At 68.1% G+C, this 13,267-nt stretch carries 8 protein-coding genes; 1 reads left to right on the plus strand and 7 read right to left on the minus strand.

Going from position 1 to position 13,267, the window contains the following annotated elements; all coding sequences use genetic code 11:
* Positions 1-84 precede the first annotated feature (84 nt).
* Positions 85-1,773, plus strand: a complete 1,689-nt coding sequence (locus AB0H21_RS11100) for a methylmalonyl-CoA mutase family protein (protein WP_358514542.1) — start codon at positions 85-87, stop codon at positions 1,771-1,773.
* 662 nt (positions 1,774-2,435) lie between these two features.
* Here AB0H21_RS11100 and AB0H21_RS11105 read toward each other — a convergent pair.
* From AB0H21_RS11105 to AB0H21_RS11135, 7 genes are all read right to left on the minus strand, one after another.
* Positions 2,436-3,425 carry a GntR family transcriptional regulator gene (locus AB0H21_RS11105; RefSeq protein ID WP_358514544.1) on the minus strand — a complete coding sequence of 330 codons (990 nt, stop codon included), beginning with the start codon at positions 3,423-3,425 and terminating at the stop codon, positions 2,436-2,438.
* 313 nt (positions 3,426-3,738) lie between these two features.
* Positions 3,739-4,857, minus strand: a complete 1,119-nt coding sequence (locus AB0H21_RS11110) for a serine hydrolase domain-containing protein (protein ID WP_358514546.1) — start codon at positions 4,855-4,857, stop codon at positions 3,739-3,741.
* Between the two features lie 42 nt (positions 4,858-4,899).
* On the minus strand, positions 4,900-6,786 hold the full coding sequence (locus AB0H21_RS11115) for a prolyl oligopeptidase family serine peptidase (RefSeq protein ID WP_358514548.1): 1,887 nt from the start codon (positions 6,784-6,786) through the stop codon (positions 4,900-4,902).
* The gene (locus tag AB0H21_RS11120) at positions 6,783-8,693 is read right to left on the minus strand and encodes a S9 family peptidase (protein ID WP_358514550.1); all 1,911 of its coding nucleotides are present in this window, start codon (positions 8,691-8,693) and stop codon (positions 6,783-6,785) included. Before AB0H21_RS11120 ends, AB0H21_RS11115 begins: the two co-directional genes overlap by 4 nt.
* 12 nt (positions 8,694-8,705) lie before the next feature.
* Entirely contained in the window at positions 8,706-10,538 is a 1,833-nt protein-coding gene (locus AB0H21_RS11125) for a prolyl oligopeptidase family serine peptidase (RefSeq protein WP_358514552.1), read from the minus strand.
* A gap of 150 nt (positions 10,539-10,688) precedes the next feature.
* Positions 10,689-12,677: a S9 family peptidase gene (locus tag AB0H21_RS11130; RefSeq protein ID WP_358514554.1), complete on the minus strand. Its 1,989-nt coding sequence runs from the start codon at positions 12,675-12,677 to the stop codon at positions 10,689-10,691.
* Positions 12,674-13,246: a cob(I)yrinic acid a,c-diamide adenosyltransferase gene (locus AB0H21_RS11135; RefSeq protein WP_358514556.1), complete on the minus strand. Its 573-nt coding sequence runs from the start codon at positions 13,244-13,246 to the stop codon at positions 12,674-12,676. The genes AB0H21_RS11130 and AB0H21_RS11135 overlap by 4 nt, the downstream gene beginning before the upstream one ends.
* Positions 13,247-13,267 lie beyond the last annotated feature (21 nt).

The following is a 13,267-nucleotide window of genomic DNA, read 5'->3' on the forward strand; positions in this document are numbered from 1 at the left end:
AGCCTAGCGAGCTAGGCCATAATGCGCTACCGTACCGGACACGCGGCCGTCCGCAAGCCCGATCCTCAAGGAGGCGTCGACCCGATGGGCTCAGTGACCGACGATCAGAAGCGCTGGGACGAGCGCGTCGAAGCCTGGCGACGAGAGCGGGTCGCCGCCGACTATGAGCGGATCCCGTCCCGCCGCGCCGAGTACACGACGATGTCCGGAGTTCCGGTCAAGGACGTCTACACAAGCGCGGACCTACGCGACCTCGATCCGGCCGAGGACATCGGTCTGCCCGGCGAGTTTCCGTTCACGCGCGGCGTTCACTCGACCATGTACCGCGGACGCCCGTGGACCATCCGGCAGGTGGCCGGCTTCGGCCAGGCAGAGGACACCAACAACCGGTACAAGTACCTGCTGAAGACCGGCCAGACGGGACTGTCCACGGACTTCGATCTCCCGACCTTGCTGGGCTACGACTCCGATCACGAGGTGTACCGACGCGAGGTCGGCCGCATCGGCGTGGCCGTCGACACGGTCGTCGACATGCACGCCCTGTTCGACGGAATTCCGCTCGACCAGATCTCCACGTCCATGACGATCAACCCCTCCGCGGCCGTGCTGCTCGCGATGTACCGCGTGGTGGCTGACGAGCGGGGCTACCCGGGCCATGTGCTCACCGGGACAACGCAGAACGACATCCTCAAGGAATACATCGCCCAGAACGAGTTCATCTTCCCTCCGCTACCTTCCGTGCAACTGGTGGTCGACACCATGGAGTACGGGGCGGATGTCATGCCCCGGTTCAATCCCCTCAACGTCTGCGGCTATCACATCCGTGATGCCGGTGCCACCGCGGTCGAAGAGGTCGGACTGACCCTGAGCAATGCGCTCTGCTATCTGGAGCACGCGATCGAGCGCGGCATTGATGTCGACCGGCTTGCCCCGCGGGTGTCCTTCTTCTGGGATGTGCACAACAACTTCTTCGAGGAGGCCGCCAAACTCCGAGCGGCCCGTCGCCTGTGGGCACGGCTCACGCGCGACCGGCTGGGCTGCAAGGACCCGAGGTCGTGGCTGATGCGGGCGCACTGCCAGACCTCCGGCGTCACGCTCACCGCGCAGCAGCCCTACAACAACGTGGCCCGGACTGCCATCCAAGCGATGGCCGCCGTGCTCGGCGGCACCCAGTCCCTGCACACCAACTCGCTCGACGAGGCGCTGTCCATCCCGTCGGAGAGCGCGATCAAGATCGCGGTCCGGACCCAGGCCATCATCCTGCACGAGACGGGGGTGGCCGACGTGGTCGACCCGCTCGCCGGCTCGTACTACGTCGAGTCCTTGACCAACCAGATCGAGGAAGACGCCCGGGCCCTGATCGAACGAATCGACGGCATGGGCGGCATGATCGAGGCGGTTCAGTCCGGCTACGCCGTCCAGTTGATCGCCGACTCGTCCTGGGAGCAGCAGATCAAGATCGAGAGCAACGACTCGATCATCGTAGGCGTGAACGACTACGTTGACGAGAACGAGACCCAGAACATCGAGATCGACCGCCCGGTGCCCGGCGTGATGGAGCGTCAGATGAAGCGGCTCGCCGACGTGAAGCGGTCGCGGGAGCAGAGCCAGGTGGCGGCGAGCCTCCGGGCGATCGAAAAGGCCGCACCGAACCTGCACGTCAACCTGATGCCGCTCATCGAGGATGCCGTGCGAGCGCGCGCCACGGTCGGTGAGATCTGCGACGTGTTGCGCGGCGTGTGGGGTTACCACCAGCCGTCGACCGTGTTCTAGGAAGGCGAGCGGATCGCGCCATGGTCGGGCGGCGACGCTGACCGGCTGGGCCGCTCATGGCCCGGTCGGGCAACCGACCGAACAGGTCATCGAGCGTTGCCGTGTGTCACCTCTGACCGCGTGGGGCAACGTCGCCTCCGCCGTGAACGGGGCATGCGGCCTACTCGCCCGGGCCAGGCCGGCCGGCGTCTCGGCGACCTACACGGCCGGCCGGCAGGTTGTCGCCCGACTGCCGGCGCGGCCTCGAAGGGGGAGCCGGCGGCGCCGATGCCGCGACCGGCCGGCGAGACGAACGCGGCCGACTCGTCTCGTACCGGCAGCCACAGATTGATGCCGTCGCCGTCCAGGACGTCGATTCCGTGCCGACGTAGCCCCGCGACGGCCGGCCGGCGACGGCGGGCGTACTCGCGGGGGAGCGCCATCGACGTGCGCAGCGAGGCGGCCTGGCTCATCGCCGAACTCGCTTCCGGTCCGCTGATACAGGTCTTCACCAGCGGCGGCGCCGAGGCGAAAGAGAACGCCATCCGGATGGCCCGGCCGCACACCCGCCGGCACAAGGTGCTTCCGCACCGCAGCTACCACGGCGCGCCCGCCGGCGCCATTGGCGTCACCGGCGACCCGCGCCGCTGCACGTTCAGAGGGTCATGCGGGCGCGACGCCCGCTATTCGCGGGTCGCCCGGTCGTGGTCGAGCAGCATGCGATCCTTGCGCTCGCGAATCTCATCGACGATCTCGGCGACCATCCGCAGCGACGCCGAGTCGAGCACGTTACCGAACTCGATGACCTTCGAGCCATCCCGCGCCTTCTCGGCCGCCTTCGCCGCCAGCGCAGGGTCCTCGCTGGGCACGACGACCACGTCGCAGTTCTTGAACTCGGCGTCGTTCGGACCGTGCAGGACCTTCACGTTCTTCAGACCGGTATCCGACAGCGACTGGCGGATCGCCTCGGCCTGGTCGTCGGTCGAGTAGAGGATCCCGATCCGCTTGTTCTTGGGGATCGCCGCCAACCGGGTGAGCGTCTTGATGTGCGGGGCAGCGACGATCGCGAGTATCTCGGGAGGACGGGACAGCGCCATGGCGTGGATCTGGCGCCTTAGCTCGGCGTGATGGAAGAAGGTCGTCACGACGAGGTCGCAATCGGCGACGTCGGCTTCCTCGATGTCGCTGAGCACCAGCCCCAGCACGTCGCTGCCCACCGTCTCGGACAGGTCGGTGGCGAATGACTTGGCCCGCTCCTCGTTGCACTCGACGAACGCGACCCGGATGGAGCTCTGCTGGGCGTGCAGGCTCTGGTGGTACGCGATCATCGCGATCTCGTCGGCGGACAGCCCCAATTCGAGGCATTCCCGGATCGGCCCGGCCAGTGCGGCAACTGCCGCCTCGTGCGCGGCGAGGTGCTCGCGGGCCCGATCAGGGCGCTTCACCACCATGCCGCCACGGCCCTGCGAGGCGAGATAGCCGAGCCGGCCGAGTTCGGCATATGCGCGCGCGGTCGTGTTGCGGTTCACGTCGAGATTCGCGGCGAGCAGCCGGCTGCTCGGCAGCCGATCACCGTCGCGGAGTTCGCCGGCCTCGATCATGAAGACGACCTGGTCGATCACCTGCCGGAACACCGGAACGCCCGACGCTCGATTCAACTCGATCCGCTGCACGATGATTGTCCTAGGTCTGCGGTCCAACTGCTGGTCGGAACCTGGTCGCTATACGGTGGTCGGTGTAGCATATTTCTGCTCTTGTGCCGCTGGCGTATCCGCGAGGTCCAGCAACCAGCGTACTCCTATTGCCCCATGCGTCGGGCTCGACCGACGACGCGTCATCGTGGCTATTGGTCCACCTCCTTTGCATACCAGTACGCCGCGTTGTCGAGCAGCGATGGTCGGCCGGATCGGCGAAGAACTCCTCGACGTCGATCAGCTCTGGTAGAGGCGGCGATCGCCGCCTTCCGTGAGGGTGAGTGTGGGGGGCCTACTGGCAGGCACGGCGGAACCAGTCCTGCTGAAGCGGATGCAGGACGGCTTGATCAAGGAGGCCCCTGCCGTACGACGAGACGATGGCGAAGCCGACCTGGGCGTGCTCATCGACGCCGGCGCCGGCGAGGTAGAACAGCGTCGTGCCGGGGTGCCACCAGGCGCGGCCGCTGGGGTGCGATAGGCCCCGCCACCCCAGGCCCTGGATGAAGTCGCGCGACTCCTCGGCGTCCGGCATCGGGTACGCCGCGGGCCCGTCGAAGTGCTCCTCGCGGGTTCGGCGCATCGCCCTGGACAGCACGGAGTCATCCCCGTCGATGCCGGCCTTGAGGTTCGCCTCGGTGAAGGTGAGCAGGTCATTCATCGTCGAACGCAGTCCGCCCTGCGGAAGCAATACGTCGTGGTACCAGTTCGGGTACGGCTGACCGGCTCGGTCATAGGCGTAGACGAGCCGGCCTTGCTGCTCCTCGGACAAGCTGTAGCAGGTGTCGGCGAGGCCCAGCGGCTCGCAGATCGTCTCCTTGAGCAGTCGCTCGTACGGCTGGCCGGTCACCAACTCCAGGATGTGGCCGAGCGTTCCCATGCCGATGACCGAGTACAGCCAGCCCTGTCCGGTCGGGTACTCCAATTCGGCGGTTTCGAGGTCGGCGTACAGGTGTTCTTTCCGGTACCGCAGATAGTGCGTGTAGACACCGAACGGCGGCTCGGTGCCGCGCATTTCCTCGTTGATGAACCGTTGGTGCTGCTTTCCGACCGAGCCGAGGCCGGAGCTGTGCGTGGCGAGCTGCCGGATGGTGATGGATCCGATCTCGTCGGGCAACCGCAGCTGCTTCGGCAGGTGCTTCCTGATCGGGTCGTCCAGCCCGATCAGTCCTTGGTCCTCCAGCACGGCCAGGATCGTCGTGGAAAAGACCTTCGAGACCGATCCGATCTCATAGACCGACTCCGCGTCGGGTAGCGGTGCGTGCTCGGCCCGGGCCGACCGCAGGCACCGGATGTGGCGCTCGCCCTTGACGGACAGCCCGATGACGAGCGTCCCGTCGTCCCGGGAAGCGAGGTACTCCTCGGCGTCCTTCTCGATGTCCGAGAGAACGCCATCAAGGTCGACCGTGCTCAACGTCGTGTCTCCTCGTGTTCTGATGGTGGAATGCCGCAGCGGTCAGGTCGACCGGCCGCCGAGATGTTCGGCGAAGTGCCGTTCGATCGTGCGGAACAGGGTGACGACGTTCTCCGGGTTCTGGAAGCCGTGCCCCTCGTCGTCGGCCACCAAGTACCCGACGGGGACCCCGCGCGCACGGAGCGCGTCGACGACGTTGTCGGACTCCTCCTTGACGACGCGAACGTCGTTGGCACCCTGCACCACCAACAGCGGCGTGCGGATGCGGTCGATCATCGTGATCGGCGACCGGGCAAGGAGATCGGCCTCCTGGTCCGGGTCGTCGGGATCGCCGCAGTACAGGAGGAAGCTGTTCTTCATGATCATCGAGTACCAGATCTCGGGTACGGTCCGCATGAAGTTCGGCAGGCTGGAGATGCCGCAGTAGTCGACCGCGGCGGCGAAGTAGTCCGGGGTCACCGTGACCCCGACCAGGGCCGAGTACCCGCCGTACGAGCCGCCGTAGATCCCGATGCGGGCCGGATCCGCGATGCCCTGCTTGACCGCCCAGTCCGCGGCGTCGATCAGGTCGTGGTGCATCGCGCCGGCGAATTCGCCGATCGCGGCCGTGGTATGCCGCTTGCCGTATCCCGACGAGCCACGGAAGTTCACCTGCAGCACCGCGTAACCGCGGTTGGCCATGAACTGCACCCTGAGTGCGGCGTAGTTGGCCCACGCGTCGTGCGCCCAGGGCCCGCCGTGTACGACCAGCACCAACGGCAGGCCGACGGGATCGACCCCGACCGGCAGGGTCAGGAACGCGGGCAACGGCAGCCCGTCGCGCGCCGTGAGGCTGACCGCTCGCGTCGGCGCCAGGTCGGCCGGATCCAGCTGCGGGTAGGGCCGGAACAACAGCCGGCTCTCCCTCGTGTCGTGATCATAGAGGTAGGTGAGGTCCGGCTCGCGGTCGTGGAAGAACGTCGCCACCCACCGCCGCTCCGACTCGTCCGAGGACACCGACGCCAGCACGCCGTCCGAGAGTTTCGACAGCTCCGCGTACACCTCGGCGAAGTGCGGGTCCACGACGTGGACGATCGGTCGATCCCCTACGAAACGCGCGGCCAGCACCTCACCGGTGCGGCGGCTCCGGAACAGTGTGGGGGGGCCGATCGCGGCGGTGCACAGGCTGTGTCCGGGCAGCGCCGCGACCACCGTCTCCGCACCGGTCTCGCCGTCGACCCGAACCAGGCTCAGATCGTCGGAATCGTGGTAGACACCCAGCAGCAGGCCCTTGCCGTCCGCCGTGACCTCCACGGGGAACACGCCCAGCGGGTGTTCCGGGCCGGGGCAGCGGCGGATCAACTTCTGCTGTCCGGTCGCGTCGTCGATCGCGAAGAATTCCCATGTCCCGTCATCGGCCATCGCCATGAAGAACACTTCGCCGTCCGGGCCGAAGAAGAAGCTGCTTGTCATGACGGGACTTTCCCGATGCAGCGTGGTCTCACCCGTGGCGATGTCGATCCGGAACGCGTCGACGAACCGGGGCCGGCGGTTCATCCTCACCAGCACCGTGCCCGGCCTTGACCGCATCGGCTCCACGCCGAGCACACCGGAACCGAGTGGCAGTGGAGTCAGGTCGACCGCCGGTGTCTCCGGCGCCTCCAGGTCGACCCGGTACAGGTGCCAGTCCTCGTTGCCGTCGGTGTCCTGCAGATACAGCAACCACCGCGGATCGTCGGTCCAGTAGTACATCTTGATGCCGCGCCGCGCGTCGCGCGTGACGCAGACGGCGTCCTCGTGCCCCTCGTCGAGGCCACGGACCCAGACGTTCAGCCGGCCGTGCGCCGGCGCCAGGTAGGCGATCCGCGTTCCGTCCGGCGAGATCGACGCTCCGGAGAACTCCGGATCGGCGAAGAACTCTTCGACGTCGATCAACTTGGCAAGGGTCATCGGACACCGGCCTCTCCGCAACGGCCGCCGAGGTGTTCGGCGAAGTGCCGTTCGATCGCGTGGAACATCGTGATGAGGTTCTCGGGGTTCTGGAAGCCATGGCCTTCGTCCTCGGCGACCAAGTACTCGACGGGAACCCCGCGGGCTCGCAGCGATTCGACGATGCCGTCCGACTCCGCCTGGACGACCCGGACGTCGTTGGCGCCCTGCACGACCAGCAAGGGCGTACGGATCTCGTCCACTTTGGTGATGGGTGAACGGGCCAGCATGTCCGTCGCCTGCGCGGGATCGTCCGGGTCGCCGGCGTAGGTCAACCAGCTGTTCTTGAGCAGGGGCCGGAGCCAGGGGGGCAGGCTGCCGATGAAGTTGACCAGACTCGATACACCGACGTAGTCGACGGCGGCGGCGAAGTGGTCCGGGGTGAACGTGACTCCGACCAACGTCGCGTAGCCGCCGTAGGAACCGCCGAAGATGCCGATGCGCTTCGGGTCGGCGTAACCCTGCTCCACCGCCCAGTCCGCGGCGTCGATCAGGTCGTCGTGCATCGCGCCGGCGAACTCGCCGATCGCGGCCGTGATATGCCGCTTGCCGTATCCCGATGAGCCACGGAAGTTCACCTGCAGCACCGCATAACCCCGATTGGCCAGGCACTGCACCTTGCGGTTGTAACCCCACATGTCGTGTGCCCACGGCCCGCCGTGCACCAATAGCACCAGCGGCAGGTGCTTCGGTTCGACGCCGACGGGCAAGGTCAGGAACGCGTGCAGCGGCAGCCCGTCACGTGCGGTCAGGCGCACCGCCCGCATCGGTGCGAGGTCGGCCGGGTCCAGATTCGGGTGTGACCGGAACAGCAGCCGGCTCTCCCCTGTGCCGTGGTCGTAGAAGAAGGTCTGCCCCGGCTCGCGATCGTGAATGAACGTCACGACCCACCGCTGCTCGGAGCTGTCCGAGGACACCCAGCCGAGTACGCCGTCCGAGAGCTTGGACAACTCCGCGTACACCTCGGCGAAGTGCGGGTCCAGCACCTCGATCCGCGGCCGGTCGCCGACGAAACGCGCCGCGATCACCTCGCCCGTGCGCCGGCTGATGAACACCGACGGGGGGTGGCCGAAGTCCTCGGCGACGCTCCCCATGTCGCACAGGCTGTGCCCCGGCACTGCGGCGACGACCGTCTGGTCACCGGTCTCGTGGTCGACGCGGATGAGCCGCAGGTCGTCGGAATCCTGATACACCCCGAGCAGCAACGCCTTACCGTCCGGCGTCGGCAACATTGGGTAGACGCCCACCGGGTGCTCGGGACCGGCCTCGCACGCGATGAGACGCTTGTCGCCGGTAGCCTCGTCGACGGCGTAGAACTCGTGCGTGCCGTCCTCGGCCTCGGCTACGTAGAAGCGGGCCTCCCCGTCGGGACCGGCGAAATTGCCCAGCGACTCGGATTGCTCCCGCACCAGAGTCGTCTCGCCGGTGGCGACATCGATCCGGAAAACGTCGAAGAACATCGGGCGCTTGTTCATGGCCACCAGCACGCTGCCCGGCATCGACCTCATGATCTCGCTGCCCACCACCCGCGATCCCGGCTCCAACGGGGTCAGGTCGACCGCCGGCTCGTCCGGTGCCTCGAGGTCGACCCGGTACAGGTGCCAGTCCTCGTTGCCGTCGGTGTCCTGCCGGTACAGCAACCACCGCGGATCGTCGGTCCAGTAGTACGTCTTGATGCCGCGCCGCGCGTCGTGGGTGACGCAGACGGCTTGTTCGTGCTGCTCGTCGATGCCGCGGACCCAGACGTTGGTCCGGCCGTGCGCCGGCGCCAGGTAGGCGATCCGCGTTCCGTCCGGCGAGATCGACGCTCCGGAGAACTCGGGATCGGCGAAGAACTCCTCGACGTCGATCAGCGTCGGCAGGGTCATCCCGCGCTCCAATCAGTGAGTCCGCGGGGCCACGACCCGCGCGTAGAAAGCGCATTCGGCGTCGAGGGCATGGGCGAGGTTCTCCGCCTTGGCGAACACGTGTCCTTCGCCCTCGTAGACGTGGTACTCGTGCTCGACGCCGCGCTCGCGCAGCACGGCCGCGATGGCGTCGGCCTGCCTCTTCGGGACGACGTCGTCGACCTCGCCCTGCAGCAGGATGAGTGGCGCGGTGATCTGCGCCGCGGCGGTGATCGGCGAGCGTTCGGCGTACCGCTCGCTCGCCTCCGGCAGCGGGCCGATGAGCGACTCGAGGTAGTGGGACTCGAACTTGTGCGTTTCCTCCGAGAAGTTGACGGCGTCGGCGACGCCGTTCATGCTGCCGCCCGCCGCGAACACGTCGCGGAAGGCCATCGCGCACAAGGTCAACCAGCCACCGCCACTGAGCCCGCGGACGATGAGCTTGTCGCCGTCGACCAGGCCCTTGTCCACGAGGTACTTGGCGCCCGCCACGGCGTCGTCGACGTCCACGACACCCCATTGCCCCTTGAGCGCGTCCCGGTAGGGCCGTCCACGGCCGCTGCTGCCCCGGAAGTTGAGCTCCAGATAGCCGTAGCCGCGACTGGTCCAGTACTGCTGCCGCAGGTCCAACGTCGGCACGACATGCGACGTGGGACCGCCATGACAGTTCACGATGAGGGCCGGCAACCCGTCGGTGGGCGCAGTAGGTGCGAGCCAGAACCCGTGGGCCACGGCGCCACCGGTCGTCGGAAACGAGATCGGTTCGGCCACCGAGATCGTCTCGGGCACGACGGCTCCGCAGTCGCGCAACACCACACCCGTGCCGCCGATGGCCGGGTCCAGTACGACGACGGCCTGGGCATGGCGTGGTCCGGCGGCGACGACTGCGATCTGGTCGCCGACCACGGTGGGCGATCGGAATTGCGTGTACGGGGTCAGGACCTCGTCGATGCGCCCGTCGGCGTGGCGCACGCCGAGGTGCTCGACGCCGTCGACCGTCCACTTGCAGACGATGCGCCCGTCGTCGAAGACGTCGAGGTTGCGCAGGCCGAGGAACCACAGCGGTTCGCCCATCTCCGCATCCATGGCCACGATGGGCTCGGGTGCCCCGGCCGCATAGAGGTTCCACGAACCGCTGCGGTCACTGAGAAAGAGCAGCTCGCCGTCCGGGGTCCAGGTCGGTTCCACAACGGACTCGTCCGCTGAGCCGGCGACCCGCGTCGCGTTGCGCAACCCCTCGTGGCCGACGTCGGCCAGCCACAGCTCGGTGCCGTCCCACGGCATCTGTGGGTGGTCCCAGGCGATCCAGGCCAAGCGCGAGCCGTCGGGCGACAGACGGGGTGCCCCGACGAAGTCGTGATCGCTGACCAGAACCACGCAGTCGTGCGGCGGCTCCAATGCGACGCGCACGATCTCGTTGGTGATTCGGCCGTCGTCGTGGTGCTCCTCGCGAACCGCGAAGAGGTGATCGGCGCCGGCCACGAAATCGCCCCAGCGCGTCGCCTTGTTCGACGACGGCGGCGTCAGCGGGATCCCGCGCCGGAGGCTGTGGACGCGTTGGTCCTCGCTGTCGCACGCGAGGATTTCGCCGTGTGGCGCGACGCAGTACGGGATGCCTCCGTAGCCGACGATGTTGCTGCAGGAGCGTCCCGAGGGCGTCAGGTCGAGCGGTTCGCGGCCCGGCTCCCACCGGACGAGGACCGATCTTCCTTCGGACGGCCGGACCTCGATCCAGAGCAGAGCGTCACCGTCGCGCCGTATCCAGGTGAACGACAGTCCCGGTGTGAACAAGTCGATTGCCGGTATCGGAGCGGTCTCGCGTTGCATGTGCCTCCCTCGAACGACGACGCGCGTCTCGGTCCCCGGCCGGTCATACGTGGCCGAGTCCGTACCAGGAGCCGGCCCGCCAGTGACCCGGCTCTTGGCAGCGCGGAAATAGAGCCAATATTGCGTCAATGCCCTAGGGCATTGTCTGTCTCAATAGTCTGCCAACTCTGGCCGCCTCAGACCCAGGTGTCGCGTGAACCAGGCCAGGATCCGATTGATGACGTCGATGACGTGCTCGCGCTCGGTCATTCCGTGCCCGGCGCCGCGGTAGGTCACGAACTCGGTCTCGCATCCCGCCCGGGCCAGGCCCTGGTAGAACTCCTGGGCTTGGCCCACGGGGCAGGCCAGGTCGATGTCACCGTGCAGGAGCAGCGTCGGGGTCCGGCAGCCGTTCACGTACATGATCGGCGAGCGAGGGAGGTAAGGACCGGCCGGATCGTACGGATCGCCGTCGAGATAGATCTCGTCGAACCGGCCCACGTTCGACGTGTTGTGGAAGCTCAGCCAGTTCATCAGTCCGCCTATGGGGATCGACGCGGCGAACACGTCGCTGCGCACCGCCGCCCAGGCCGCCATGAAGCCGCCGTAGGAAAAGCCGACGATCCCGACACGACCGGGATCCACCAGGCCCTCGGCCACCAGGGACCGCACCCCGGACTCGATGTCGGCGAGGTCGCCGCCACCCATGTCGCCGATGTTCGCCGACATGAACTCGACACCGCGGCCGATGGAACCACGCGGATTCGGCAGGAGCACGGCGCACCCGGCCTGGGTGAGCAGCAGCGCGTCCCCGCGGTGGCCACCGGATGCGAACACCGACGTGCTGGCATTGGTCGGCCCGCCGTGAACGACGACGACGAGCGGCAGTGGCCCCTCACCGGCCTCGTCGGGCAGCAGCAGCAACCCGTGAATCTCCAGGCCGTCCGGGGCCGTCCAGCGGTGTACGGTCTCGCGGGCCCGCGCGCGGCCGGCCAGGTCGGCGTTGAGGCTCGTCAGCGCCCGCCACCGGCGGCGGCCGTCGTCCGACGGCGAGAGGATGCCCAGCTCGACCGGTCGATCGTGCGACTGCACGGCGGCGACGATCGTGTCGGCGCGCCGGCTGCAGTCGGCGCTGACCCGGTGCAACTGCCCGAGCGTGCGACGGCCGCGCCACCACTCGTCCACCTGCCAAGCAGGACCACCCGGCTCGGGGTGGGGAACCAGGAAGCCGCATGCCGTCTCGACCGACGCGACCCCGACCCAGAACAGGCGGCCGTCGCTCGTCCAGCGCACGCGAGTGACGTCCGCCTCGTGCCGCGGCCGGACGACGGCTCCACTGTCCAGGTCCATGATCGCGATCTCGCCGGCCAGCAGCGCCCGATCGCTTTGCGGCGCCTCGACGAAGGCGAGACGTCGCAGGTCCTCGCTCAGCGCCGGTGACTGCAGCTGCCACTTGGGCGTGTACACGCACCGCGCGGTCCGCGCGACAACGTCGATCAGCGCCAACTGGGCGTCGTACCAACCGCTCTCGCTCGGGTCGGCCGACACCACCGCGGCGACCGGGCCGTGCCCGGCCCAGCCGATCTCCCACACCGTCAGGCCGTCCGGGCTCGCCGGCGACACCTCGCCCGACGGCAGGACGACCCGGTACAGGCGCCGCCACTCGGTGGCCGGGCGCCGGACGACGAACGCGGCGTCCTCCTCGCCGGGCCGCACGAACCGCTTGCCACCGCCGACGTTGCCGGTATCGGAACCCTCGTCGGCGGCCAGGACCAGCAGGCCCGAGTCATCGCTCGCCCACACGATGTCCTCGACGATTCCGGGCAGTTCGTCGATCAACCGCGGCGGCGTACCGGCCCCGTCGTCGAGGCGGAGCACGTAGAGCCGCCAGAGCCCGGCCCGCTCCCGGTCCGAGGCGAACGCCAGCCACCGTCCCGAGGGAGAGATGCGCGGCAGCGTGTCCTCGCCCGGACCCGATGTCACCGCGCGCAGAGGCTCGTCCCGGCGCGAGTACCAGATGTCCGATCGCGGCGGCTCACCGCGCGTCGGGGCGGCATCGTGCACGACGCACGCGTGCGCGGTCCCGTCCTCGGCGGTCTGAGGGTGCGTGACCCGCCGGATGGAGGCCAAGTCCTCGGGCGTCAGCTCGTGCGTCGTCATCGGTGACTCCCGGGAACCCACAGCACGTCGCCGGCGGCCCGGTTCGTGTACCGGGCGAGGATGAACAGCAGGTCCGACAGGCGATTGAGGTAAGTGATCGCGAGGACGTTCATCGTCTCACCGTGCCGGTCGTAGGCGGCCCAACCCGATCGCTCGGCCCGGCGCACGACGGTCCGGGCAACGTGCAGCAGCGCGGCTCCCGGAGTGCCGCCGTTGAGGATGAAGGACCGCAGCGCGGGCAGGTCCGCGTTGTACCGGTCGCACCAGGTCTCGAGCCGATCGACGTAGCCCTGCTCGACACGCAGCCGCGGAGACTCGTGGTCCTCGACCATCGGCGCGCACAGATCGGCTCCGACATCGAACAGGTCGTTCTGCACGACGGTCAGCACCTCGAGGATCTCGCCGTCGAGCTCACCCAGCGCGACGGCCAGGCCGATCTGCGCGTTGGCCTCGTCGACGTCGGCGTACGCGACGAGACGCGGGTCGGTCTTGCTCGTGTAACTCATGTCGCCGAGCCGCGTCCGCCCACCGTCACCGGTGCGGGTGTAGATGCGCGTCAGGTTGACCAATTCATTCGCCTACCTTCATGC

The sequence above is a fragment of the Sphaerisporangium sp. NPDC051011 genome (assembly GCF_040653595.1).
Classification (GTDB): domain Bacteria; phylum Actinomycetota; class Actinomycetes; order Streptosporangiales; family Streptosporangiaceae; genus Sphaerisporangium.